This window comes from Ruania albidiflava DSM 18029 (assembly GCF_000421225.1).
Lineage (GTDB): Bacteria > Actinomycetota > Actinomycetes > Actinomycetales > Beutenbergiaceae > Ruania > Ruania albidiflava.
Map to the genome: position 1 here is coordinate 170,263 of NZ_ATWL01000006.1, position 23,676 is coordinate 193,938.

Below are 23,676 nucleotides of genomic sequence, written 5' to 3' on the forward strand. Positions count from 1 at the left end.
CCATTATTGGAGAGTGACACTATCTAATAATGGGAGACGACCAGTGACGACACTGACCACCCACCGGCTGGAGGGCGACCTGGCGGTGTTCCTCATCGGCGCCCGGGTGCTCAGACCGTGGCGACCCGACGCCTGGTTCCCCGCGTTCGCTGCGATGGGACCGATGCTCGCCGAGCTGGCCCGCGAGCCCGAGGCCGGACTGCTGCACGCGCGTACGGCGATCGACGCGGACCTGCGCGGGGTCACCGTGGTGCAGTACTGGCGCAGCATCGAGGACATCTACCGCTACGCCAACGACCGGGAGCGCCAGCACCGGCCCGCCTGGCTCGCCTTCTACCGCCGCGCCCGCCGCGTACCAGGCGCCGTGCAGGTCTGGCACGAGTCCTACGCGGTGCCCGCCGGCGGCCACGAGAGTCTCTACTCCGACGCACCTCGGCCGTTCGGCCTCGCCCGGGCGACCGGCAGCATCGCCGCCGCCCGGCGCGGACGTACTGCGCGGGATCGGCTCCGGAACCCGGTGGCGCCGGGCCCCGCTGCAGCACAGCGCGAACCCTCGCCGGCGGAGCGGAGCTAGAGGTTGAGCATGTGCCCGGAGATCCCGTGCACGGCCTCCTTGATCGCCTCACCGAGGGTCGGGTGGGCGAAGATGTTCCGGGAGACCTCGTCTGCGGTGAGGTCCCAGCGCTGGGCGAGGTTGAGCACCGGCAGCAGCTCGGTGACGTCCGGGCCGATCATGTGCGCGCCGATGATCTCGTTGTACGTCGAGTCGGCCACGACCTTCACGAAGCCGACCGCCTCGCCCAGGCCCGCCGCCTTCCCGTTCGCGCTGAACGGGAACTTGGCGGTCTTCACGTCGTAGCCGCGCTCCTTGGCCTGCTCCTCGGTGTAGCCGAAGGAAGCGATCTGCGGCTGGCAGTAGGTGGCGCGGGGGATGAAGTCGAACTCGATCTCCATCGTCTCCGCACCGGCGATCGTCTCCGCGGCCACCACTCCCATGGCCTCGGCGGTGTGGGCGAGCATCAGCTTGCCGGTCACGTCGCCGATCGCGTAGACGTTCTCCACGTTGGTGCGGCCACGGGCGTCCACCGCGATCGCACCGCGCTCGGTGGTCTGCACCCCGATGGTCTCCAGGCCGTAGCCCTCCAACCGCGGTGCGAACCCGATGGCGGAGAGCAGCCGGTCCGCCTCCAGCACCTGCGACTCACCACCGGCTGCGGGGCTCACGGTGACCTTCACCCCGGAACCGGTGTCCTCCACGCCCTCGACCTTGGTGGAGGTCATCACCTTCACACCGAGCTTCTTGTAGTGCCGGGCGAGCTCCTTGGAGACCTCCGGGTCCTCGGTGGGCACCATCCGGTCGAGGAACTCCACGATGGTCACGTCCACGCCGAAGTTCTTCAGGATGTAGGCGAACTCCACGCCGATGGCGCCCGACCCGGCGATGATGATCGAACCGGGGAGCTCGGCGTCGAGGATCTGCTCCTCGTAGGTGACCACGTTCTTGCTCACCTGCACACCCGGGAGCATCTTCGTGGTCGCACCGGTGGCGATGATCAGCTGGGAGAACTCGATGTCGGAGGTGGCGCCGTCATCGGCCTGGACCGACAGCGTCGTCGGCGAGGTGATCGTGCCCCAGCCGTCGATCTCGGTGATCTTGTTCTTCTTCATCAGGAAGTGCACACCCTTGACGATGCCGGCCGACACCTGCCGGCTGCGGGCGTGGGTCGGCTCGTAGGACATGGTGGCATCACCGGTGATACCGAACTTTTCCTTCTCGTGGGTGAGCACGTGCGCAAGCTCCGCGTTGCGCAGCAGCGCCTTGGACGGGATGCAGCCCACGTTCAGGCAGACACCGCCCCAGTACTGCTTCTCCACCACCGCGACCGACTTGCCCAGCTGGGCCGCGCGAATGGCGGCGATGTATCCACCGGGACCGGCTCCGAGAACAACGACGTCATACTGTGCAGTCACGGTGCCGACTCTACTGCCGCAGGCCGATCCGTGGCAGCGGGATCGGTGAGCCATTGGTCACACCCGTGGCCACACGCGTACTGCACGTGCCCTCCGGGTCGACGGCGTAGCTCACCGGGGCAGGTCAGGCTCACCGCGTCGGCGCTGTGGGTTGCAGTCGAGCTGCTGGAGCAGTCCAGCGTCCGTAGTCAAGCCGGCACAGCTAGCACATGGCACGTGGCGGCACGCCGCCCGGCTGTGCGCAGGTGACATCTGCACACCTCGGGCCTAGAGTTCGGGTAGCCGAAGTTTGGATCCCCGAACTTCGGCTCGTGGATGACCTGCTCAGGACCCGAAACAGATGGAGCGAGACGACACAGTGACCGGTGAGGAGTCCCCCGCCCCGGGGCAGCCCGCGACCGTAGCCCCTGGCACTGCCGACACAGCTGGCACCCCGACATCGGGTGCGTGGGAGAACGATGGACAAACGACCTCGGGCCACAGCTCCGGTCGCACGCGACGACCACGCCCGCACGGTCGTCTGGTGCCGCTGCTGGGTCCCGCGTTCGTGGCCGCGATCGCATATGTGGACCCCGGGAACGTCGCCGCGAACCTCACCGCTGGCGCCCGCTACGGCTACCTGCTGCTGTGGGTGCTGGTCGCAGCGAACGCGATGGCAGTGCTGGTGCAGTACCAGTCAGCGAAGCTGGGTCTGGTCACCGGGCGCACGATGCCTGAGCTGCTCCGGGACCGCCTGCGTCGCGGACCACGGCTGGCCTACTGGGCACAGGCCGAGCTGGTCGCCGCGGCCACCGACCTCGCCGAGGTGATCGGTGGTGCGATCGCACTGCACCTGCTCTTCGGGCTGCCGCTGCTCTGGGGCGGGCTGATCGTGGCGGTGGTCTCCATGGCGCTGCTGCTGGTGCAGGACCGGCACGGTCAGCGGCGGTTCGAGCACGTGATCCTCGCCCTGCTCGCAGTGATCACGGTCGGTTTCGTGGCCGGCCTGTTCGTCGCCCCACCGGACCCGGCCGAGATGGCCGGGGGGCTGCTCCCCCGGTTCGCCGGCACCGACAGCGTGGTGCTGGCCGCCGGGATGCTCGGTGCCACGGTGATGCCGCACGCCATCTACGTGCACTCCGCCCTGGCCCGGGACCGGCACGGACACGCCCGCACCTCGCGGCTGCGCCGCCGGCTGCTCAGCGCCACCCGGTGGGACGTGATCATCGCGCTGGCAGTGGCCGGGTGTGTGAACATCGCGATGCTGCTGCTGGCTGCATCGAGCCTGCAGGGGGTGAGCGGGACGGACTCGATCGAGGGCGCCCACGCCGCAGTCACAGCAGCTCTGGGCCCCGGGATCGGCATCGCCTTCGCGATCGGGCTGCTCGCCTCCGGCCTGGCCTCCACCTCGATCGGCTGCTACGCAGGTGCCACGATCATGGCCGGGCTGCTGCACAAGCGGATCCCGGTGCTGGTACGGCGCGCGATCACCGCGGTCCCGGCGCTCGTGCTGCTCGCCGTGGGGGTGGACGCTACCTGGGCGCTCGTGGTCTCCCAGGTGGTGCTCAGCTTCGGTATCCCGTTCGCACTGGTGCCCCTGCTCCGACTGACCTCGGACCGGTCGGTGATGGGCAGCTCTGCCAGCGGCACCGGGGTGCGCTGGGTGCTGGCCGTCGTCGTGGTCGCAGTGGTGGCGTTGAACCTGGCCCTGGTGGTGCTCACGCTCGCCGGCGGGTGAACCGCACGTGCGCAGCGCCGCCCCGGGCACACCCGCTCGGACAGGCGCTGCACGCGCACCTGCGCCTCCCCATGGTCAGTTACGGTGGATCTCTGCGGGCCGGGCACAGAACACGAACCGCTCCCGCCAATTCCAGGTAACGTTTCGTTCAACCGAGCGGATGGAGGACCGAATGGTCGCGCTGGAGCGAGTCGAGTGGGCGAACCCCGACCTGCAGCGGCTGGTCGCGGCACAGAAGGCTGAGATCGACGCCCGGTACGAGGACACAGAGGAGGTGCCCGACGTCGACCCGGCCACGGTCAAGGGCGCAGTGGTCGCCCGCGTGGACGAGCAGGTCGTGGCCTCCGGCATCCTCACCCACCCGGTGCCCTCCTTCGCGGAGAACACTGCCGAGCTCGGCCGGATGTTCGTCGAGCCCGAGTACCGCCGTCGCGGCATCGCGAAGGAGCTGCTCCGCGAGCTGGAGGCGATCGCCGTCGAGCTCAAGCTGGAACAGCTGGTGCTGGAGACCGGTATCAAGCAGCCGGAGGCCATCGGCCTGTACACCTCCGAGGGGTACCGGATCATCGACAACTACCCGCCGTACGAGGACTCCCCGGACTCCCGCTGCTTCGCCAAGGCCCTCTGACTCGGCACCGACGCCCGCCGACCCACGGGCAAGGCGGTCAGCTCGGGTCCCGGAACGCGCTCTGGTGCGCTGCCAGCAGCAGCCAGAGCAGGCACGCCACGCGCGCCACAGTCGCCAGCGGACTGAGCTCGCCGAACGCCAGCACCGCCATCGCGGCGACTGCGAACCAGCCCGCGAGCACACCGTAGACCCGCAGCGTCGGCGACCAGAACAGCGAGCGGGCCAGCCAGGCGACATACAGCCCGAGCGTGCCGATGTGCAGCACCCCGCCACAGAGCCAGGAGGCGGTGTGCAGCACGTGGATCACGCTGTCGCTGGCCACCGGGGCGACCACTGCGAGCGCGAACCCGGCCAGCGCGGCCAGGGTCAGGGCCGCCACTGCCACCAGCAGCGCGAACCGTATCCGCCGCAGCGAGTGCACCACGTGCGGCACGTACGCGCCATAGATGTACAGCGCAGCGGCTGCCACCAGGTCGCTGGCCGCCACCCCGAACACTGCGGCCACGTGCGTGGCAAGGTAGGCCGGGGCCTCCGGCAGACCGGGCTGGGGCACCGGGCTCTTGCTCAGTGGCCCCAGCAGCAGGGCGCCGACGGCTGAGGCAACGAGGAGCACCAGGCAGGCGAGCATCACCACAGCACCGGCACCTCCGCCGGCACGCTGCAGCGGCGGGGGCTCCGCCTCGTGCATCACGCCTCCACGTCATCGGGTGACGACACGGTAGCCGGTGCTGCTTGCACAGGCCTGACGTGCGCACCCGCGCTGCGGCATGTCCGCCCGCGGGGGAGCCGGTCACTCTCCTGGCCGCACCAGCCCGGTCTCGTAGGCGAGCACCACCAACCCGGCACGGTCACGTACCCCGGTCCGGGCGAGCAGCCGGCTCACGTAGGTGCGTGCGGTGGCCGGGCTCAGATAGAGCTCGACGGCGATCTCGTCGTTGGTCAGTCCCCGTCCGACCGCGGTGAGCACCTCCCGCTCCCGGTCGCTCAGCTGAGCCAGCGGCGTGGCGTCCACCACGGACGCCGAGTGCGCCGCAGCGGACCTGACCAGCGTGCGGGCCGCCGTCGGGGAGAAGATCGGCTCGCCGGCAGCCACCAGGCGCACCGACTCCCGCAACCGGCCCGGGGAGACGTCCTTGAGCAGGTAGCCGGCCGCCCCGGCGCGGATCGCGGCGAGGATCTCGGCGTCCTCGTCGAAGGTGGTGAGGATGACCACGCGCACGTCGGCAAGCTCCGGGTCGGCAGCGATCGCCTGGGTGGCCTCGATCCCGTCCAGCTCGGGCATGCGCAGGTCCATCAGCACCACGTCCGGGCGGGTGCGGCGGACCTCGGCCAGGCCGGCACGCCCGGTGCCCGCCTCGGCGACCACCTCGATGTCGCCGTCGTGGGTGGCCAGGGCGCGCAGCCCGGTACGCACCACAGCAGAGTCGTCCACCAGCGCGAGGGTGATCATGGTCCCAGCCTGGCGGGAAGATCGGCGGACACCGCGTAGCCGCCCCCGGTCTGGGAACCTGCGATCACCGTTCCGCCGAGCAGCCGGGCCCGTTCCACCATGCCGGCGATACCGTGCCCCGCGGGTGCTGCACTTCCCCGGCCGTCGTCGCGCACCTCGATCCGGAGCCGGTCACCGGCCAGCCGCACGTGCACCCGCACCGTGGTCGCGGCAGCGTGCCGGAGCACGTTGGTCAGCGCCTCCTGCACGATCCGGTAGGCGGCCGCCTCGATCGGGACCGACAGCCCGCCCTCCGGTACCCGCTGCTCCAGCTCGACGGCGATTCCCACCTCTCGTAGTGCGGCCGCCAGGGCAGGCAGGCCGGCCAGGCCCGGCGGGTCGGTGGTGACCGGGGCGTCCAGGTCGGTGTCGCTGCGCAACAGTCGGACGGTGCCGCGCAGGTCACGCATGGCGGGACCGATGACCTGCTGGACCTGCTGGAGCGCACGGCGAGCTGCGCCGTCATCGACCCCGATCGCCTCCTCGGCCACGTGCGCGTGCACCGACACCACCGACAGGGTGTGCCCGATCACGTCGTGCAGGTCGCGGGCGAGCTGCACACGTTCCGCCTGGGCACGGGTGCGCACCTGCTGCACAGCTGCCTCGGCGGTCAGGTCGGCGATCCGCTCGGCCTGCTGCCGCGCCTCCCGCCGCAGCCGCACGCTCACCCCGAGGGCGACGGCCGCGGCGATCAGTGCCACGTTGGTGATCACCTCGTAGGAGGCGAGGTAGGTGGTGGGCAGGCCTTCACGCACCCGGAAGAAGGCGGACACTGCGGTGAGCACGCTGCCGCCGACCACTGCGACGAGGGTGTGCCGCTGCTCCGCACAGGAGTACAGCGCTGCGACGGCGGGCAGGGCGATGCCGATCGGCGGGTAGTCGAGGGCGTAGTAGGCGAAGATCCCCAGCACGGTCAGGGCGAGCACCACCCGGGGTGCCTGACGCCGCCACACCATCGCTGCGCCGAAGCCGAGCGCGAACAGGTACGCCCACGGGCTCTGCGCGACCTGCTGCTGCCAGTCGGCGGCGATCACCAGCGCGACGCCGAGGACGATCCCGGCACCGAGCAGCAGGTCCGTCACGCGAGGGTTCACACCGGCAGCCTACGGACCGGTCCGTCCCGGCGGGATCGTCCCGGCGACGGAGACACAGGTCGCTCCGGGGCGACACCCGCCTCCTCAGCAGGCGACCGGTCGTTGCCGCAGCAGGCGAGGCGGATCGACGACAGCAGGCGGATGTGCCACCCGGGTGGCTGTTCCTAGCGTCGAGGACATGAACACACCACCTGTCCCGCACCCGCCCACCGGCTCCCCCGGAACGCGCCGCCCACCGATCGTGTGGCAGGCGGTGCTCGGTCTCGGCGCCCTGGTGCTGCTCTGGCCGCTGACGAGCCTCACCGGGCTCGCCGACGTGATCGGCACCCCGGCCCGAGCACTGCTGGTGGTCGCCCTCGTCGGTGCCGCGTGGATCGGGGTGGTCGGCTTCGGCCGGCTGCCTCGGCCGGTGCTCACCCTGACCCTGACCGGGATGGCGGGCGGCGGGTATCTGCTGCTCGCGGACCTGCTGGTCGGTACCGGGGCTTCCGGTGGCCTGGGGGCGGTGGCAGTACCGTTCCTGCTGCTCGACCTGGTCGGTGGCGGGGCGCTGTGGGGGGTGCTGGCCGGGCTGCTCGCCGCCGGCGTGCAGAAGCTGCGGGCCCCACGATGACGGGCCTCACCCGCCGCCAGCTGCTGGCCTCCGGTGCCGCCGGGGCGGCCGGTGCCGGGATCGCCGCCCTGGCAGGCTGCTCGGGCGCGAGCGTCACCGGCGTCAGCGAACCGGAGGCGTTCGACACTCCGCTGCCCATCCCGCCGCTGGCGGACAGCCGCATGGTCGACGGGATCCGCACGTTCACCCTCACAGCGCAGGAGGGCAGCTGGCAGTTCCAGTCCGGACAGCAGGCCACCACGTGGGGCTTCGACGGGCCGTACGGCGGCCCGACGTTGCGTGCGGCGGTGGGTGAGCGGGTCGCGGTCGAGGTGACCAACGAGCTACCTGAGGCCACCTCCACGCACTGGCACGGGATGCACCTGCCGGCGGAGATGGACGGCGGTCCGCACCAGATGATCGAACCGGGTGACACCTGGCGGGCGGAGTGGGTGGTGCAGCAGGCGCCGGGCACGCTCTGGTACCACCCGCACCCGCACGGCGCCACCGAGCGCCACGTCTACCGCGGCCTGGCAGGGATGTTCCAGCTGGTCCCGGCGCCCGGGTCGGAGGCGGCGGCGATCGAGGAGCAGCTGCCGCACACCTACGGGGTGGACGACGTGCCGGTGGTGATCGCGGACAAGTCTTTCGACGAGGCTGGCGAGCTGGTGATCGACGACGGCGGCAACGAGGTGGGTCTCCTCGGTGATGTGGTGACCGTGAACGGGGTGGCCGGGGCGCGGCTGGAGGTGACCACCGGGCTGGTGCGGCTGCGGATCCTGAACGCGTCCACGGCCCGCACCTACTCGCTCGGGCTGCCGGAGCAGGAGATGGTGATCATCGCCTCTGACGGCGGACTGTTGCGTGCTCCGCTCAAGGTCACCCAGGTACGCCTCTCCCCGGGTGAGCGAGCCGAGGTGCTCGTGGCTCTCGAGCCGGGCCAGGACGTGCGGCTGCACTCCTTCGCACCGGACCTGGGTCAGGTGGCGGCACCGTTCGCGGTCGGCGCCAATGATGCGTTCGACGTGCTCGCCCTGGTCGCTGCCGAGGAGCTCACCGCCTCGGCCGAGGTCCCCGAGCAGCTGGCCTCGTTCGGCCTGGACGCCGGCGCGGTGAGCGTCCGGCGCCGGTTCGAGCTGCAGGGCCGCCAGATCAACGGGGCGCGGATGGACATGGCACGCATCGACGAGACCGTGCAGGTGGGCAGCACCGAGCTGTGGACCGTGCGGAACCTGGACCTGTTCCCGCACAACTTCCATGTGCACGACGTGCAGTTCGAGGTGCATGCCATCGACGGCGCACCCCCGCCTCCGGAGCTGGCCGGCCGCAAGGACACGGTGTACACCGAACCGCACCGGGACTACGAGCTGCTGCTGACCTTCACCGACTACACCGACTCCCAGTGGCCGTACATGTACCACTGCCACCTGCTCCGGCACGAGGACGAGGGCTTGATGGGCCAGTTCGTGGTGGTCACTCCCGGCCAGGAGGCGGACCCGTCGCTCATCTCCGGTGCGGACCGCGAGCACGAGTAGTGGGTCGGAACCCTCTCCACCCCGCAGCAGCGTTGCACTACTGTCCCGACATGGGGAAGTTCACGCGTGTCGCAGGGTGGGTGCTCGTCGCGGTCGGCCTGGTGCTGACGGTCATTGCCTTCGTGGACGGACCAGAGCTGCCGGACAACGCCGCGACGCTCCAGTTCGCGCCGCTGCTGGTCATTGCTGGTGCGGTGCTGGTGACCGCTGGGGTGCTGGCTCGCGGACCGGAGCAGCCCTCGGCTCCCGGGGCCGCGACGCCGCAGCCTCCAGCCGCTGGGCAGCAGCCCTACCCGGGGGCGCCGGGGCAGAGCTGGCCACAGCAGCCGGGGCAGCACCCGCAGCCGGGGGCGCCGGGGCAGACCTGGCAGCAGGCAGGCACCCCGTCCGGGAGCTAACCGGCGGTCTTCTCCCGCACCTGGCGCTTGATCCGGCCGAGCATGCCGCCCATCCCGCGCAACCGCAGCGGACTGACCGCCTGCGCCAGTCCGAGCCGGTCGGAGACGTCCCCGGGCACGGCGAGCACCTCGGCGGCGGTCAGCCCGTCCAGACCCTCGTGCAGGATCCCGGCGAACCCACGGGTGGTGGGCGCCTCGGCCGGGGCGGAGAAGTACAGGTGCACCACCGAGTCCGGGCCGGCGCCACCAGCGTCGTCCAGCTCAGCGATCAGGAAGATCGGCGACTGGCACTCCGGCACCGGCTCCAACAGCTCAGGGTGGTCGGTGTACCGCTCCGGCAGGTCCGGCAGCCCCTGGCTGAACTCCAGCAGCAGCTGCAGCCGGTCGGTCTGGGACAGCGCGGTGAAGTCCTCGACGATCGCGGCCAGGGCCTCCGGCAGTTCGGCGGTGGCACCAGCAGTCATCGGTTCGGGACCTCTCCGGGTTCGCTGCCCACAGCGATAGGCACGCGGACCGTGTTCCCCCACTCGGTCCAAGATCCGTCGTAGTTGCGCACGTTCTCGAAGCCGAGCAGGTGCTCCAGCACGAACCAGGTGTGGCTGGAACGCTCCCCGATCCGGCAGTAGGCGATCACCGGCTCCGCAGCATCCAGGCCCTTCTCGTGCCGGTAGATCTCCTCCAGCTCACCGCGGGAGCGGAAGGTGCCGTCCTCGTTCGCCGCGCGGGCCCACGGCACCGACTGCGCACCGGGGATGTGCCCGCCGCGCACAGTGCCCTCGTCCGGGTAGTCCGGCATGTGGGTGCGCTCCCCGGTGTACTCCGGCAGCGAGCGCACGTCCACGAGCTGACCGCCGAGGAAGTCCAGCACGTCCTCCTTGAAGGCCCGCAGCTTGGAGTCGTCCCGCTGCACCACCGGGTACTCGGTCGGCGCGGGGGTGGGTACCTCAGTGGTGAATTCCCGGCCCTCAGCCACCCACAGCGCGCGACCGCCGTCCAGCAGCCGCACGTCCTCGTGGCCGAACAGGGCGAACACCCACAACGCGTAGGCGGCCCACCAGTTGTTCTTGTCGCCGTAGATCACCACGGTGTCGGTGCGCTTGATGCCCTTGGCGGACATCAGCTTCGCGAACCCTTCACCGTCCAGGTAGTCCCGGGTGACCGGGTCGTTCAGCTCGGTGTGCCAGTCGACCTTCACCGCACCCGGGATGTGCCCGGTCTCATACAGCAGCACGTCCTCGTCGCTCTCCACCACGACCAGCCCCTCGCTGCCCAGGTGCTCGGCCAGCCAGGAGGTGGAGACCAGCTTCTCCGGGTGGGCGTAGGCGGCGAACTTCGGGTCGTTGTCCTGGGGCAGGCTCATCGCAGCTCCTCATCAGCTGGGGCGAATGTCTCTGCCCCGATCCTCTCACCGGCGCCCGGCGTCTCGAAACCAGGCTCCGGACCGTCCATCATGTGAACCAGGTGGTGGGAACAACCCGGCACCACCGTTCGTTGGTATCCGAGTCCGTCCACACTCAGGAGAGAGGGGCTCCGTGTCGAGACACGCCATCAGGCTCGAGCAGCAGTACCTGGACCGGCTGTACCAGCGGGTGGACGAGCTGCGCGCAGAGACCGCCGACCAGCTCGCCGAGATGCTGCGTGCCCCGGGCACCGACTCCACCGCACTGCTGGACCGGGACGCCCAGGTGGCCCGCCTGGAGCAGCGCACCGCTGACCTGGCCCGCGCCGAGCAGGGGCTGTGCTTCGGTCGGCTGGACCGCACCGACGACTCGATCACCTACATCGGCCGGATGGGGCTGCGCGCGGTCGACCTGGAACCGCTGGTGATCGACTGGCGTGCCCCGGCCGCGGCGGACTTCTACACCGCCACTGCGGCCAGCGGCTCCGACGTGCGCCGGCGCCGGCACCTGCGCACCCGCGGCCGGCAGGTGGTCGCCGTGAACGACGAGCTGCTCCAGCTCGATCATGACGGCGGAGCGCCCGTGGGCGGGTCCGCTCCCGCGCACGAGTTCGTCGGGGAGGCGGCCCTGATGCAGGCGCTCGCCGCCGAGCGCACCGGTCGGATGGCGGACATCGTCACCACGCTGCAGGCCGAGCAGGACGCGATCATCCGCACCGGTCCGGAGGGCATGCTGGTGGTGCAGGGTGGTCCGGGTACCGGCAAGACCGCAGTGGCGCTGCACCGGGTGGCCTACCTGCTCTACACCTACCCGACGATCGCCGAACGGGGGGTGCTGGTGCTCGGCCCCAGCCCGGCGTTCCTGGACTACATCGGGCAGGTGCTGCCCTCCCTCGGAGAGACCCAGGCGGTGACGGCCACCCTGGAGACGCTGCTGCCCGGGGTGGTCGCCACCCGCACCGAGTCGGTGGCCGCCGCAGCGGTCAAAGCGCTGCCGGTGATGGCGGACGTGGTCTCCCGGGCGGTCCGGCGGCACCAGGGCAGCGACGTACCGGTGACCGTGACCTACCAGGGGGATGCGTACCGGCTCGGGGCCGACGTGCTCGCCCGGTGCACCGAGCGGGCCCGGCTGACCGGGCTGCCGCACAACGAGGCGAGGCGCACGTTCGTGGCCGAGCTGCTCGACCACCTCACCGAGCAGGTGATCACGAACGACCGACAGCTCTACGACGACGCCGACCGCGGCTTCGAGACGGAGATCGCGGCTCTGGATGCCGCCCTGGCCAGGGGCACCGACTCCCTGCCCGCGGCGGTGGAGGGTGGCGGTACCGAGGTGACCGGGCTGGCCGCGCGGCACGAAGCGCCCCGGATCCGGGGCGAGCTGGCTGCCGACGGTGCCGTGCGCCACCTGCTCGAGGACCTGTGGCCCCGGCTCAGCCCGACCGGGTTGCTGGAGGCCCTGTACGCCGAGGAAGGTCTGCTCGCCGAGGTGGCCCCGGAGCTGGACGACGAGCAGCGGGCCGCGCTGCGCCGTGCGCCAGGCGGGGGCTGGTCCAGCGGGGACGTCCCGCTGCTGGACGAGGCTGCCGAGCTCCTCGGAGCGGACGACAGTGCCACCGAGCAGCAGCGCCAGGCCCGGCGGGAGGCGGGTCTGGCCTACGCTCGGCAGGTGATCGCCGCCAGCGGTGGCCTGGGTGTCTCCGCCGAGGAGCTCGCGGACCGCTTCACCGAGACCGACACCCGACCGCTGGCCGAGCGGGCCGCCGCGGACCGTACCTGGGCCTACGGGCACGTGATCGTGGACGAGGCGCAGGAGCTCACGCCGATGCAGTGGCGGATGGTGCTGCGCCGGGTGCCGACCCGCTCGCTGACCGTGGTGGGGGATGTGCACCAGACCGCTGCGGTCGCCGGCACCACCGCCTGGGACCAGCTGGTGACCGACCACCCCTCCCTGCAGGTGCGCCAGGTGGAGCTGAGCATCAACTACCGCACCCCGGAACCGGTCATGGTGGCAGCCACCGAGGTGCTGCGCGCTGCGGAACCGGGAGCGCTGCTGCCCGAGTGCGCCCGCACCGAAGGAGCGCCGCCCTGGGTGCGCATCGCCCAGGGTGACCTCGCCGGAGAGCTGGCGAGCGCCGTCGTCGAGGAGCAGCAGCAGGTGACCGGCGGGACGTTCGCAGTGATCGCCCCACGCGAGCGGCTGGTGGAGATGGCGATGACCGTCGAAGGTGCGCTGCCCGGTACCTCGTTCGGCTCCGAGGTGGACCTCACCGCCGCGTGCGTGGTGCTCACCCCGGAGCAGGCGAAGGGGCTGGAGTTCGACGGTGTGCTGGTGGTCGACCCGGCGACGATCCTGGCCGGTCGGCGCGGGGTGAACGGGCTCTACGTGGCGATGACGCGGGCGACCCGACGGCTCGGGCTGCTCTGCGACGGTCCGGTGCCCGAGGAGCTTGCCGGGGTTGCTGGCGGCTGAGGCACGCCGCTGCACGGCACCCGGCTCGCCCTGTCCCGGATGTCAGTGGTCCTGGTGCGGCGGCGTGGCGGGTCCGAGCGCGCCGGCGATACGTTGCTCGATCGCGTCCGTGGTGGCCTCGGGGAGCACGATCAGGCCCTGCAGCTCGTGGGTGGCGCGCTTGTAGGCACTCTGCCGCTCCGCCTGGGTGGCACCGGAGTCCTCCGCCAGGGAGAGCAGCTTCTTCGCCCGCTCCAGGTGCTGGCGCTCCTCCGGGGAGAAGTCGGCCGCACGGCGCCGCTTGGCCTCCCGTTCGGCGATCTCGAAGGCGAGCGTGTACTCCCGGACCGCGTCGGCGTAGCGGGCGCGCAGGTCCGCATCGCGCAGCTCCTTGGGGTCCTCCGGGCGGAGCCGGTCTGCCTCCAGCTTGGCGCGGTGGAAGTCGACTGTGACCGGTTCGCGCATGTCCGTCATCACCGGGAAGTCGATGAGCTTGCCGACGTCCAGCTCGTAGTCCAGCCAGCGGCGCTCGGTGTCGGTGTGCTCGGCGAGCAGCCGGTCGATCTCGGTGCTGGTCGGAGCTGCCGGTGCAGCAGGGGTGGCCACGTCGCCAGCGGGTGGTCCGGGTGCTGCCGCCGCCTGGCCGTACTTGATCCGGGCGAGCTCGATCTTGTCCCGGCGCCGCTTCTCGTCCCACTTCTGGGCGCCCTTGATCCAGCCGCCGATGATCCCGCTGAGCGGGAAGATCAGCCACCAGAAGCCCCAGATGTGGTCCACACGCCCAGCGTAGCCGCGGCCCTGCACATGTGAGGTACCTCATGCGCTTCGAGGTACGCGCGGACAGCCTCAGACCGCGCCGCTGACCTCCGATGCCGAGCCGGGCGACCACCGACCGATATAACAGCACTGTTACACTCTCGTCGGTGTCCTCGATCTCCCGGCGCGCCGAACCGCCCTCCGAACCGCCCAGCCCAGACCCGACCGTCCACCTGCACTGGGCCGGGCTGCGCGAGCTGCTCGCCCAGATGGACGACGACATCGCACACCTCTACCAGGACCGCGGGATCGAGGACCTCCGGCCCCGGTTCACCAAGCCTCTGATCAAGCTCGCACGCGGCGGGCCGATGACTATCCGAGCGCTGGCCGAAGCGATCGGCGGCACGCACTCGGCCACCAGCCAGACGGTCGCGGCGATGCGGTCCGCGGGCTATGTGCGCAGCACTCGCGGCACTGATGCCCGCACCCGCGAGGTGGTGCTCACCGAGAAGGCGGCTGCACTCGTGCCGTTCCTGGAGGAGGAGTGGCGCGCGACCGAGGCCGCCGTGGCCGAGCTGGACGCCGAGGTGCCCTACCCGATGACCCAGGTGGTCGCCGACCTGCAGCGGGCACTGGCCCACCGGTCCTTCGCCGACCGGGTCGCTGCCCGGCTGTCCTGATGAGGCTCTCCTCGGCTGTGCTCGACCTGAGCCCGCTACGCGCCAGCCGGTCGTTCCGGGACCTGTGGCTGGGCTCCTCCGCCTCGGCACTGGGCGGGCAGTTCGTCACTGTCGCGGTGCTGTACCAGGTGTGGGAGCTGACCGGCAGCGCGTTCTGGACCGGCGCGATCGGGCTGGTCCGGGCGGTGCCGCTGATCGTGTTCGGCCTGGTGGGTGGCACGCTCGCCGATGCCACCGACCGACGGCGGATCGTGCGGTGGACCACCGCCGCCCAGCTGGTCACGGCCAGCGGTCTGGCCGCTCAGGCGCTGGCCCAGGTGCAGTCCCTGGTGCTGCTGCTTGCGCTGGTGGGGGCGCAGGCCACCTTCGGCGCCCTGGGCGTCCCCGCCCGCCGGGCGCTGCCACCGCGGTTGCTGCCGCTGGCGCAGGTGCCGGCCGGGATCGCGCTGCAGCACCTGAGCTTCCAGGTGTCCATGCTGGTGGGTCCGGCGCTGGCCGGGATCGTCATCGCCGAGCTCGGGCTGACCTGGGCGTTCGGCGTGCAGGCGGTCACCTTCGTGCTCGCTTGGCTCGGGGTGCTCCGGCTGCCGCACCTGCCGCCGGACGCCGGTGCGGACCGGCCCGGGTTGGCTGCGATGGTCGCAGGGGTGCGCCTGGTGCTGCGCCGCCCGGTGCTGCGCGGCTCGCTGGCCACCGACCTGTTCGCCACCATCCTGGCGATGCCGATCTCGCTGTTCCCGCTGGTGAACGAGGTGAGGTTCGGTGGGTCGGCGAGCACGCTCGGCTTCTTCCTGTCGGCGGTGGCGGTGGGCGGGATCGTCGCCGGGCTGCTCTCCGGCACGGTCACCCGGGCTCGCCGGGCCGGGCTGGTGCAGCTGGCCGCGGCGGGCAGCTGGGGGTTGGCACTGGCCGGTTTCGGTCTGGCCGAGCCGTTGTGGCTGGCGCTCGGGCTGCTCGCCGTGGCCGGTGCCGCCGACACCATCTCGGTGGTGATCCGCGCGGCGATGGTGCAGCTGGACACCCCGGACTCCCACCGGGGGCGGGTCTCCGCAGTGGAGTCGGTGATCGGGCAGGCCGGCCCGGATGTGGGGAACTTCCGTGGTGGTGTGGTGGCGGGGCTCACCTCCGCGCCGCTCGCCCTGGTCAGTGGCGGTCTGGCGTGCGTTCTCGGGGTGGCCTTCGTCGGCTGGCGCAACCGCGGGCTGCGCGACTACCGACCGCCGACCCCGCAGCTGCCGGGCGCTGGCGGCTGACTGGCGAACGAGCGTCGAACCCTGCAGATGACCGATCGGCGCTACTGCTGAGCCGGGCCGTAGGTGTACTCGCCAGTCGTCCAGTTCACCGTCGATTCGTAGTAGTACCCCGACCACGTACCGTCATCGTTCTCCTCGGTCGATGCGAAGCACTGCACCGCGGTCGTCTCTTGGTCCAGGTCCCCGACCGACCCACCAGCGACCGGGGAGCAGCTGACGTCGGAGACCTCATCTCCCCCGATCAGGCCATCCTCGAGATCGCCTTCGGCCATGGTCTGGATAGCGGCCTCGATCTCCTCGACGACATCGTTGCGCCACTGCCGCGCTGCGTCCTCTTGCGCTGCTTCTTCACGTGCAGCAGCCTCGGTGGAGGCTTGCTCGGCCGCCGCTGCGCTCGCAGACTCCTCGGCAGCACGGGCGCTCTCCTCCTCAGCTGCCTGTCGGCTCTCCTCAGCGGCAGACGCCGCGGCAGCGGAAGCCTCAGCCGCCTCCTGCCGCGCCTCGCGTTGCTCGAGAAGGAGAGCGAGGCCACCACCGACGATGGCGGCGAGGACGAGCGTGGCGACAAACAGCACGATCGTGCGCCGCCGCTTCGACGGCCCCGGACCGGGTTCCGGCGGCGGGATCGCCAACCACTGGCCACCGTCCCAGTAACGTTGGTGGCCGTCCGGCGTCGGATACCACCCAGGGGGACTGCTCGGTCCTTGGTTCATCGGTGCTCACGTTCCTACTACCAGCGGCCCACCTCGAGCCGAGATGCTCAGTCGGTTTGAACACCCGTATGCGGTGTCCGTTGACAGCACTGTAGACCTCACGATCGGCACGTGTACCCGATTTCGGTGCACACCTCGCGGAGCGAGCAGATGACTCGCCACCAACTCCTCTGGGCTTGCCTCCTCGTGCTGATGCCGCCAGGCTGGTAGCGGTTTTTTGTCAGTCGACGATGGAGGGCATGTGAGTACCGACGGACACGAGACGTCGGAGCAGGGGGCGCAGTCCGGCACGGACAACCAGGCAGACGCGAGCACCGACAGCAGCACGAGCGGTGGCAACGGTGTGGCGCACGCACTGGCCACCGATCTGCCGGATGACCTCCCGGAGACTGTGCACCTGCCCGGTGGGATGCGCATCGAGGACGAGGACGAGGACAAGGCGATCACCGCAAAGCTGCGCCGGCACGGTGCGAAGATCGGCAAAGGCCTGGTCGCACCCCGGGTGTTCTGGCCCGCACTGGTCGCGGTCCTCGCTGTGGTCGCGTTCGCGCTGATCGCCCCTGGCCTCACCGAGGACGTGTTCAAGGGCATGAACAACTGGATCGTGGCCGATCTCGGTTGGTACTACATGCTGGTGGTGGCCGTCTTCGTCGCCGTCGCGATCGGTATCGGCGTCTCCCGGATGGGCAAGATCCGCCTCGGCCGGGACGACGAGGAACCGGAGTTCGGCCTGATGTCCTGGTTCGCGATGCTGTTCGCCGCCGGGATGGGTATCGGCCTGGTGTTCTATTCGGTAGGTGAACCGCTGAGCTATATCACCACCAGCGTCAAACCGGGCTGGTCCGGTAGCGAGGCGGACATCGCCGGCCTGGCGATGGCACAGACGTTCATCCACTGGGGACTGCACCCGTGGGCGATCTATGCCGTGATCGGGCTCGCTCTCGCCTACGCCATCCACCGGCGGGGCCGGCCCGTGTCCATCCGGTGGGCGCTGGAACCGCTGCTCGGGGAGCGGGTCAAGGGCTGGGCGGGTGACCTCATCGACATCCTGGCAATCTTCGGCACCCTGTTCGGTATCGCCACCTCGCTCGGCCTGGGTGTGAAGCAGATCTCCTCCGGCCTGGCCTCGATGGGCCTGGTGCGGGAGGACGACCAGATCTTGCTGATCATCCTCATCGTGGTGATCACCTTCCTGGCCACGCTGTCCGTGGTCAGCGGTGTCGGTGCGGGCATCAAGTGGCTGTCCAACATCAACCTGTCGATGGCCGGGGTGCTGCTGGTCAGCGTGCTGGTGCTGGGCCCGACGATCTTCCTGTTCCAGAACCTCGTGGAGTCCCTGGGCGTCTACCTGGCGAACCTGATGAACATGACGTTCGACGTGGGCGCCTACCAGCGCGGTGAAGGCGCGGCGGACTGGTTCGCCGGCTGGACGATCTTCTACTGGGGCTGGTGGATCTCCTGGTCCCCGTTCGTGGGTGTGTTCATCGCACGGATCTCCCGGGGGCGCACGATCCGGCAGTTCGTCGCTGGCGTGCTGCTGGTGCCTACGATCGTCGGGTTCATCTGGTTCTCCGTGCTCGGCGGTGTCGGCATCTTCCAGCAGCTGTTCACCAGCGCCGACCTGACCGCCGGCAACTTGAACGACGACGGCAGCCTGAAGGTCGAGGCGGTACTCTTCGAGGCGCTCGGGAACCTGCCCCTGGGCGCGGTCTTCTCCGTGATCGCGATCATCCTGGTGGCGATCTTCTTCATCACCTCCTCCGACTCCGGATCGCTGGTGGTGGACATGCTCGCCTCCGGTGGGCACCCGAACCCACCCACCTGGTCCCGGGTGCTCTTCGCAGTCCTGGAAGGGCTCCTTGCGGCGGCCCTGCTGATGGCCGGTGGTCTGGAGTCGCTCCAGGCAGCAGCACTCGCCACCGCACTACCGTTCAGCGTGATCCTGCTGCTGATGTGCGTGGCCACGATCAGGGCGTTGCGGCTGGACCACATGGTCCGGGAGCGGAACGCTCTGCGCGCTCGCCTGGACCGGGTCACCACACATGTCACCGAGGAGGTCACCGCGGACTTCTCCCGGTACCCCGAGCTCGCCTCCTACGTGGACGACCGGATCGACTACCGGATCTCCCGGACCAGGGCAGCGTTCAACCTGCGCCGGCCCACCACGAAGGAGAAAAACCCGGACTGACGTCACCGGCGCTTTCCTCCACCGGGAGGGCGGCGCTATCGTGGTCCTCATGGTCGTCGAGAGGCAGCTGCTAACCGGGTCGCGCTGAGTCCGCACCCGGAGCACACCTCAGCGCGGCGTGCCCCCTTGCTGCAGGGTGGAACGTGCTCTCCCCGACCACTGCTGAGGATTTGCGATGACTGCCGTCGACCCACCGATCTCCCGCGAGCGCGAAGAGCACTGGCAGCGCGTGTGGGATGCGCTGGACCCGTGGACCGTGCCGCCCGGAAGGCTCGAGCCAGGCGCGGACGCGCGCTACCTGCTCACGATGTTCCCGTACCCGAGCGGCGACCTGCACATGGGTCATGCCGAGGTGTTCGCGATCGAGGACGCGCTCGCCCGGTACTGGCGGTTGCGCGGACACCGGGTGCTGAACCCGATCGGCTGGGACTCCTTCGGCCTGCCCGCGGAGAATGCCGCCATCGCCCGCGGGGAGCACCCGGCCACCTACACCGAGACGAACATCGCCACCCAGGCGGCCTCGATCCGCCGCTACGCGGTGAGCTTCGACTTCTCCCGCCGGCTGCACACCCATGAGGCGGAGTACTACCGGTGGACGCAGTGGCTGTTCCTGCAGCTGTATGAGCGCGGCCTGGCCTACCGCGGTGCAGGCTGGGTGAACTGGTGCCCGCAGGACGCCACTGTGCTGGCCAACGAGCAGGTGCTCGCCGGCCGGTGCGAACGCTGCGGCTCCGAGGTGGTGCGCCGAGAGCTCACCCAGTGGTTCGTCCGGATCACCGACTACGCGGACCGGTTGCTGGACGACATGGCGCAGCTGGAGGGACGGTGGCCGGAACGCATCCTGGCGATGCAGCGCAACTGGATCGGACGCAGCGAAGGGGTGCAGATCCGGTTCGCGGACGACGGCGGAGCTCACCCGGGCAGGTCGGCTCACCTGGAGGTGTTCACCACCAGGCCGGAGACCCTGGCCGGGGTGACGTTCCTGGCCGTGGCGCCGGAGAGCGCCACCGCGTGGGACTGGTGCGCGCCGGGGGCGCGCGCTGCGCTGGCCGAGTACCGCGAGCAGGTGGCGACGCGTACGGAGATCGAACGCTCCGCCGTCGGGCAGACCAAGACCGGGGTGCCGTTGGGGACCAGCGTGCGCCACCCGCTCACCGGTGAGCCGATCCCAGTGTGGGCGGCCGACTACGTGCTCGCCGGGTACGGCACCGGCGCAGTGATGGGCGTGCCCGCTGGTGACGAACGGGATGCGGCGTTCGCCGCGGCGATGGGCATCCCGCAGGCACCTGCCGGGCTGGCTGTCCTGCCCGGTGCGGAGCCGGACTGGCCGGAGCCGGACGAGATGGTGCAGCAGCTGCTGACCGCCGGTGCCGGCGAGCGTGCGCGCAGCTATCGGCTCCGGGACTGGCTGGTCTCCCGGCAGCGGTTCTGGGGCGCGCCGATCCCGATGGTGCACTGCCCGCGGTGCGGGGTGGTCCCGGTACCGGAGGCGGACCTGCCGGTGCAGCTGCCGGACCTGCGCGGGGAGCAGCTGGTGCCGGAGGGGGTCTCGCCGTTGGCGGGCGCGAAGGACTGGCTGACGGTGAGCTGTCCGGCCTGTGGCGGACCGGCCCAGCGGGACACGGACACGATGGACACGTTCGTGGACTCCTCCTGGTACTTCTTGCGCTACCTCTCCCCCGGGCGCACGGACGTGCCGTTCGACCCGGCCGATGCCCGCGACTGGATGCCGGCGGACACCTACGTCGGTGGCGTGGAGCACGCGAACCTGCACCTGCTCTACTCCCGGTTCGTCACCAAGGTGCTCCGCGACGCCGGCTGGCTGGAGACCGACGAGCCGTTCGCGGCGCTGCTGAACCAGGGCCAGGTGATCAACCGGGGTGCGGCGATGAGCAAGTCGCTGGGCAACGGGGTGGACCTGGCCGAGCAGCTGGACACCTACGGCGTGGACGCGGTGCGGTTGGCGATCATCTTCTCCGGCCCGCCGGCCGACGACCTGGACTGGGCGGACGTGCACCCGGAGGCGATGCACCGGTTCCAGGCGCGGGCGCTGCGGCTGGCCCGGGACGTGGGGGCGGCCGGAGCCTCTGGGGCTTCGGGCGGCTTCGGCGCTTCCGCGGAAGCGGTGGAGGTGCGGCGCAGCACTCATCGCACCATCGCCGAGATCACCGAGCTGATGGAGATGCGACGGCTGAACGTAGTGGTGGCGCGGCTGATGGAGCTCGTCTCGGTCGGCAAGAAGGCGATCGATGGCGGGCCGGGCGCCGGCGAGCTGGCAGTGCGTGAGCTGGCCGAGGGGGTGGCGGTCATGCTCAGCCTGTTCGCGCCGTACACCGCGGAGGAGATGTGGGCAGCGCTGGGCCACGAACCGTCGGTGGCCCGCGCGCGCTGGCCGGAGGTGGACCGGGCGCTGCTGGTCGCCGAGGAGGTGGAGGCCGTGGTGCAGGTGGCTGGGAAGGTGCGCGGGCACCTGCGCGTGCCGGCGGACGTGGACGAGCAGGAGCTGCGCCGGCAGGCGTTGCGGCTGGATGCTGTGCGGCGCCGGCTGGCCGGCGCCGAGCCGCGGCGGGTGGTCGTGCGTGCACCACACCTGGTGAACGTGGTGCCCTGAGGGTCGGCCGTTCAGCGGCTCAGCGCACCAGGAGGGTCGTGGTCGGGTGGGACCGGGCGAGGGCGCGGTCGAACGTGGCCAGGTGGGCGCCCTGTCCCGCCGCGAGCGCTACCAGGTAGGTGTCCGTCACCTGCCGGTGCCCCTGCAGTCCGTCGACGTCCACGTCCCGGTAGGACAGGTCGTCGGCCCAGAACTCACACCGCGGGTGGGCGGCAATCTGCTCGAGCATGAGGCGTGCGGTGCGGGCACGCTCCCCGATCCGCACCACGAACCGCACCAGCGCGCCCTCCACGATCGGGCACAGCGCGAACCGCTCGATCCCGCGGAGCCACCCAGCCGCACGGTCGTGGTGCTCGTGCTCAGCGACGGTGAGGGCGATGAGCACGTTCGCGTCGAGCAGGAAGGTCACTCGTCGTCCAGGATCTCTGCCACCTCGGCAGTGGTGACGCGCCGTCCGATCGAGAGCACCGGCAGCCCGGTCCGCTCATCCACGGCGAGATCGACCGGCTCATCCAGCTGCGCCAGCCCACGGATCGTCAGATCGGCCAGCACGGTGGACAGCGGCTGACCACGGCGGGCGGCGATCTCCTGCGCGCGACGGTGCACCGCCGGCGGGAGGTTGACAGTCGTCCTCATCTCTGCATCATAGCTGATTCAGATCTGATGCAGCTGCTCGGAGCAACGATGCTCTATCCACGCCGCACCTGGTAGCGCAGGTGCAGCACCCGGTTCCCCTGGACCACCTCGTCCGGACCGTCCAGCAGGTGCTGCGTGTCGACCGACCCGAAGTAGCGCTTGCCCGCACCGAGCACGACGGGGACGACGTCCATTCGCACCTCGTCGACCAGCCCTGCGGCGAGCAGCTGACCACCGACATCGCCGGCGGCGACCTCGACCACACGGTCACCGGCGAGCTCCTGTGCTCTGGTCATCGCTGCCTCGACACTGTCGACGAAGTGGTAAGGAGCCTCCGCTGGCCAGCTCTCGGGGGCCGGCCGGTGCGTCACGACGACCACGTGGTCGACACCGCCCGGGGGCGTCCCGTCCCAGCCGTTGGTCAGGTCGAAGACGTGCCGCCCGACGATGGTCACCCCGATCTGGTCCCAGTACGGCCGGATGTAGTCGTAGGACGTCCGGGACACGTTGATCTCACCGCTGGCGTCCAGTGGAACGTCTCCGTTGCCGTACCAGTCGAACAACGGGCCGGGGTGGTCGTTCTCGTCGGCGATGAAACCGTCCACCGACACCACGCTGTACATGATCACCTTGCCCACGGGGTCTCCTTCTGCTGCGGATTTTCCCCTAAGCTAGTCACGGGTGGGCCGGTGCTCTTGTAAGAAATCAAGCGGCTGGCAGCGGCCAGCTGTCCAGCACGTGACCGGGGTGCTCGCGCAGGAACTGCCGCCGGATCTGCACGTATCGGGTCGGCGTGTACCCGGTGAATGCGCGGAAGTCGTGGCCGAAGTGAGCCTGGTCGAAGTAGCCGGCCTCATAGGCGGTCCGGGCCCAGTCGACCGGGCCGGCGGGATCGATCGAGAACACCGTGGCGGCGAACCGGTAGGTACGCGCCAGCCGTTTCGGCGGGACACCGATGAGCTGCTTGAACCGGTGCGCCAGGTGGGTGCTGCTGACACCGGTCGCCGCGGTCAGGTCACCGATCGGCACCGCTCCTCGGGTGGTCGCGAGCACGCTGCTCGTCTGCCGGACCAGCCCCAGTCCTGGCGCCGCGGAGAGTCGCCGCACCAGCTCGTGCTCGAGCAGCACCAGCATCTCGTGCGGACTGTCGGCGGTGGCCAGCCGGTCCCGCAGCTCAGTGGTGGCGGCCCGGCCCCACACCTGCTCGAGGGTCACCGGCCAGTCCCGCAGCTCGGCCGCGGGCACCGGCAGGAAGGGTGCCAGGCCCCATGGCTTGACGTGCACGCCGACGGACCGGGTCCGGGGTGGATAGCCGAACTCCAACGCTCGGGTGGGGACGGTGACCACGCACCCGTCGGCGTACTCGGCTGGTTCGGGGTCGCTGCCGCTGCGGAGACGGAACGGCTGGCCGAGGTTGACGATGAGCAGCGCGCCCGGCATCGGCGGCAGCACCAGCCGGGCGTACGGCGGCGCACCCTCCAGGTAGTAGAGGTCGTCGATCAGCGCCCTCAGCGGCAGCCGCGGCACCCTGGACACGTACTGCATCCGCACAGTATCGCCGACA

Annotated in this window: 23 protein-coding genes; 11 read left to right on the forward strand and 12 right to left on the reverse strand. The window is 70.6% G+C overall.

Annotation, left to right across the window (positions count from 1 at the left end; translation table 11 throughout):
• Positions 1-43: 43 nt before the first annotated feature.
• On the forward strand, positions 44-574 hold the full coding sequence (locus tag K338_RS21635) for a DUF4188 domain-containing protein (RefSeq protein ID WP_022917917.1): 531 nt from the start codon (positions 44-46) through the stop codon (positions 572-574).
• Here K338_RS21635 and lpdA read toward each other — a convergent pair.
• Positions 571-1,971, reverse strand: coding sequence for a dihydrolipoyl dehydrogenase (lpdA, locus tag K338_RS0109380; RefSeq protein WP_022917918.1), 1,401 nt, complete (start codon positions 1,969-1,971; stop codon positions 571-573). The two genes, K338_RS21635 and lpdA, sit on opposite strands and share 4 nt — an antisense overlap.
• Before the next feature lie 520 nt (positions 1,972-2,491).
• Between lpdA and K338_RS21640 the strand changes: the two genes are divergently transcribed.
• Both K338_RS21640 and K338_RS0109390 read left to right on the forward strand, forming a co-directional pair.
• Positions 2,492-3,688: an Nramp family divalent metal transporter gene (locus K338_RS21640; RefSeq protein ID WP_040653503.1), complete on the forward strand. Its 1,197-nt coding sequence runs from the start codon at positions 2,492-2,494 to the stop codon at positions 3,686-3,688.
• Positions 3,689-3,860: 172 nt separating this feature from the next.
• Positions 3,861-4,316 (forward strand): GNAT family N-acetyltransferase, encoded by a 456-nt coding sequence (locus K338_RS0109390; RefSeq protein ID WP_022917920.1) that lies wholly within the window; start codon positions 3,861-3,863, stop codon positions 4,314-4,316.
• A 37-nt stretch (positions 4,317-4,353) separates the two neighbouring features.
• On the opposite strand, the gene K338_RS0109395 is transcribed toward K338_RS0109390, so the two are convergent.
• From K338_RS0109395 to K338_RS0109405, 3 genes are all read right to left on the reverse strand, one after another.
• Positions 4,354-5,004 carry a hypothetical protein gene (locus tag K338_RS0109395; protein ID WP_022917921.1) on the reverse strand — a complete coding sequence of 217 codons (651 nt, stop codon included), beginning with the start codon at positions 5,002-5,004 and terminating at the stop codon, positions 4,354-4,356.
• Between the two features lie 102 nt (positions 5,005-5,106).
• On the reverse strand, positions 5,107-5,766 hold the full coding sequence (locus K338_RS0109400; RefSeq protein ID WP_022917922.1) for a response regulator transcription factor: 660 nt from the start codon (positions 5,764-5,766) through the stop codon (positions 5,107-5,109).
• Positions 5,763-6,899, reverse strand: coding sequence for a sensor histidine kinase (locus K338_RS0109405; RefSeq protein WP_022917923.1), 1,137 nt, complete (start codon positions 6,897-6,899; stop codon positions 5,763-5,765). The genes K338_RS0109400 and K338_RS0109405 overlap by 4 nt, the downstream gene beginning before the upstream one ends.
• Positions 6,900-7,077: 178 nt before the next feature.
• On the opposite strand from K338_RS0109405, the gene K338_RS21645 reads away from it, so the two are divergent.
• Genes K338_RS21645 through K338_RS0109420 form a run of 3 tightly spaced genes read left to right on the forward strand, consistent with a single transcriptional unit; the run spans position 7,078 to position 9,424 of the window.
• Positions 7,078-7,512, forward strand: coding sequence for a hypothetical protein (locus tag K338_RS21645; protein WP_022917924.1), 435 nt, complete (start codon positions 7,078-7,080; stop codon positions 7,510-7,512).
• The gene (locus K338_RS21650) at positions 7,509-9,026 is read left to right on the forward strand and encodes a multicopper oxidase family protein (RefSeq protein ID WP_022917925.1); all 1,518 of its coding nucleotides are present in this window, start codon (positions 7,509-7,511) and stop codon (positions 9,024-9,026) included. The genes K338_RS21645 and K338_RS21650 overlap by 4 nt, the downstream gene beginning before the upstream one ends.
• A gap of 50 nt (positions 9,027-9,076) precedes the next feature.
• On the forward strand, positions 9,077-9,424 hold the full coding sequence (locus K338_RS0109420; protein WP_022917926.1) for a hypothetical protein: 348 nt from the start codon (positions 9,077-9,079) through the stop codon (positions 9,422-9,424).
• On the opposite strand, the gene K338_RS0109425 is transcribed toward K338_RS0109420, so the two are convergent.
• On the reverse strand, positions 9,421-9,888 hold the full coding sequence (locus K338_RS0109425) for a SufE family protein (protein WP_022917927.1): 468 nt from the start codon (positions 9,886-9,888) through the stop codon (positions 9,421-9,423). The genes K338_RS0109420 and K338_RS0109425 overlap by 4 nt on opposite strands.
• Complete coding sequence (locus K338_RS0109430) at positions 9,885-10,784, reverse strand: sulfurtransferase (RefSeq protein WP_022917928.1); 900 nt, start codon at positions 10,782-10,784, stop codon at positions 9,885-9,887. The genes K338_RS0109425 and K338_RS0109430 overlap by 4 nt, the downstream gene beginning before the upstream one ends.
• 172 nt (positions 10,785-10,956) lie before the next feature.
• Between K338_RS0109430 and K338_RS0109435 the strand changes: the two genes are divergently transcribed.
• Positions 10,957-13,296 (forward strand): HelD family protein, encoded by a 2,340-nt coding sequence (locus K338_RS0109435; RefSeq protein WP_022917929.1) that lies wholly within the window; start codon positions 10,957-10,959, stop codon positions 13,294-13,296.
• A 42-nt stretch (positions 13,297-13,338) separates the two neighbouring features.
• Here the strand turns inward: K338_RS0109435 and K338_RS0109440 are convergent, their stop codons facing one another.
• A complete protein-coding gene (locus K338_RS0109440) occupies positions 13,339-14,052 on the reverse strand; it encodes a hypothetical protein (protein ID WP_027286649.1) in 714 nt (237 codons plus the stop codon).
• Between the two features lie 146 nt (positions 14,053-14,198).
• Between K338_RS0109440 and K338_RS0109445 the strand changes: the two genes are divergently transcribed.
• Positions 14,199-14,711, forward strand: a complete 513-nt coding sequence (locus tag K338_RS0109445) for a MarR family winged helix-turn-helix transcriptional regulator (RefSeq protein ID WP_022917931.1) — start codon at positions 14,199-14,201, stop codon at positions 14,709-14,711.
• Positions 14,711-15,964 (forward strand): MFS transporter, encoded by a 1,254-nt coding sequence (locus K338_RS0109450; protein WP_022917932.1) that lies wholly within the window; start codon positions 14,711-14,713, stop codon positions 15,962-15,964. The genes K338_RS0109445 and K338_RS0109450 overlap by 1 nt, the downstream gene beginning before the upstream one ends.
• A 41-nt stretch (positions 15,965-16,005) precedes the next feature.
• On the opposite strand, the gene K338_RS0109455 is transcribed toward K338_RS0109450, so the two are convergent.
• Positions 16,006-16,596 carry a DUF2510 domain-containing protein gene (locus K338_RS0109455; protein WP_157612335.1) on the reverse strand — a complete coding sequence of 197 codons (591 nt, stop codon included), beginning with the start codon at positions 16,594-16,596 and terminating at the stop codon, positions 16,006-16,008.
• A gap of 490 nt (positions 16,597-17,086) precedes the next feature.
• On the opposite strand from K338_RS0109455, the gene K338_RS21655 reads away from it, so the two are divergent.
• Positions 17,087-18,865 (forward strand): BCCT family transporter, encoded by a 1,779-nt coding sequence (locus K338_RS21655; protein WP_051154745.1) that lies wholly within the window; start codon positions 17,087-17,089, stop codon positions 18,863-18,865.
• A 175-nt stretch (positions 18,866-19,040) separates the two neighbouring features.
• Positions 19,041-21,476: a leucine--tRNA ligase gene (locus K338_RS0109465; protein WP_022917935.1), complete on the forward strand. Its 2,436-nt coding sequence runs from the start codon at positions 19,041-19,043 to the stop codon at positions 21,474-21,476.
• 19 nt (positions 21,477-21,495) lie between these two features.
• On the opposite strand, the gene K338_RS0109470 is transcribed toward K338_RS0109465, so the two are convergent.
• From K338_RS0109470 to K338_RS0109485, 4 genes are all read right to left on the reverse strand, one after another.
• Positions 21,496-21,885: a TA system VapC family ribonuclease toxin gene (locus K338_RS0109470; protein ID WP_022917936.1), complete on the reverse strand. Its 390-nt coding sequence runs from the start codon at positions 21,883-21,885 to the stop codon at positions 21,496-21,498.
• Complete coding sequence (locus tag K338_RS0109475) at positions 21,882-22,112, reverse strand: antitoxin (RefSeq protein ID WP_022917937.1); 231 nt, start codon at positions 22,110-22,112, stop codon at positions 21,882-21,884. The genes K338_RS0109470 and K338_RS0109475 overlap by 4 nt, the downstream gene beginning before the upstream one ends.
• Before the next feature lie 53 nt (positions 22,113-22,165).
• Positions 22,166-22,750, reverse strand: coding sequence for a dihydrofolate reductase family protein (locus K338_RS0109480; protein ID WP_022917938.1), 585 nt, complete (start codon positions 22,748-22,750; stop codon positions 22,166-22,168).
• Between the two features lie 67 nt (positions 22,751-22,817).
• Positions 22,818-23,657: an AraC family transcriptional regulator gene (locus K338_RS0109485; protein ID WP_084480836.1), complete on the reverse strand. Its 840-nt coding sequence runs from the start codon at positions 23,655-23,657 to the stop codon at positions 22,818-22,820.
• Positions 23,658-23,676: the final 19 nt, after the last annotated feature.

Excerpts from the sequence above, each read along its gene's own strand:
- K338_RS0109420 (WP_022917926.1), top strand. The coding sequence starts at position 9,077 with ATGGGGAAGTTCACGCGTGTCGCAGGGTGGGTGCTCGTCGCGGTCGGC.
- K338_RS0109395 (WP_022917921.1), bottom strand. The coding sequence starts at position 5,004 with ATGCACGAGGCGGAGCCCCCGCCGCTGCAGCGTGCCGGCGGAGGTGCC.
- K338_RS0109450 (WP_022917932.1), top strand. The coding sequence starts at position 14,711 with ATGAGGCTCTCCTCGGCTGTGCTCGACCTGAGCCCGCTACGCGCCAGC.
- K338_RS0109425 (WP_022917927.1), bottom strand. The coding sequence starts at position 9,888 with ATGACTGCTGGTGCCACCGCCGAACTGCCGGAGGCCCTGGCCGCGATC.
- K338_RS21655 (WP_051154745.1), top strand. The coding sequence starts at position 17,087 with ATGCGCATCGAGGACGAGGACGAGGACAAGGCGATCACCGCAAAGCTG.
- K338_RS21650 (WP_022917925.1), top strand. The coding sequence starts at position 7,509 with ATGACGGGCCTCACCCGCCGCCAGCTGCTGGCCTCCGGTGCCGCCGGG.
- K338_RS0109400 (WP_022917922.1), bottom strand. The coding sequence starts at position 5,766 with ATGATCACCCTCGCGCTGGTGGACGACTCTGCTGTGGTGCGTACCGGG.
- K338_RS0109430 (WP_022917928.1), bottom strand. The coding sequence starts at position 10,784 with ATGAGCCTGCCCCAGGACAACGACCCGAAGTTCGCCGCCTACGCCCAC.
- K338_RS21645 (WP_022917924.1), top strand. The coding sequence starts at position 7,078 with ATGAACACACCACCTGTCCCGCACCCGCCCACCGGCTCCCCCGGAACG.
- K338_RS0109475 (WP_022917937.1), bottom strand. The coding sequence starts at position 22,112 with ATGAGGACGACTGTCAACCTCCCGCCGGCGGTGCACCGTCGCGCGCAG.
- K338_RS0109390 (WP_022917920.1), top strand. The coding sequence starts at position 3,861 with ATGGTCGCGCTGGAGCGAGTCGAGTGGGCGAACCCCGACCTGCAGCGG.
- K338_RS0109485 (WP_084480836.1), bottom strand. The coding sequence starts at position 23,657 with ATGCAGTACGTGTCCAGGGTGCCGCGGCTGCCGCTGAGGGCGCTGATC.
- K338_RS0109465 (WP_022917935.1), top strand. The coding sequence starts at position 19,041 with ATGACTGCCGTCGACCCACCGATCTCCCGCGAGCGCGAAGAGCACTGG.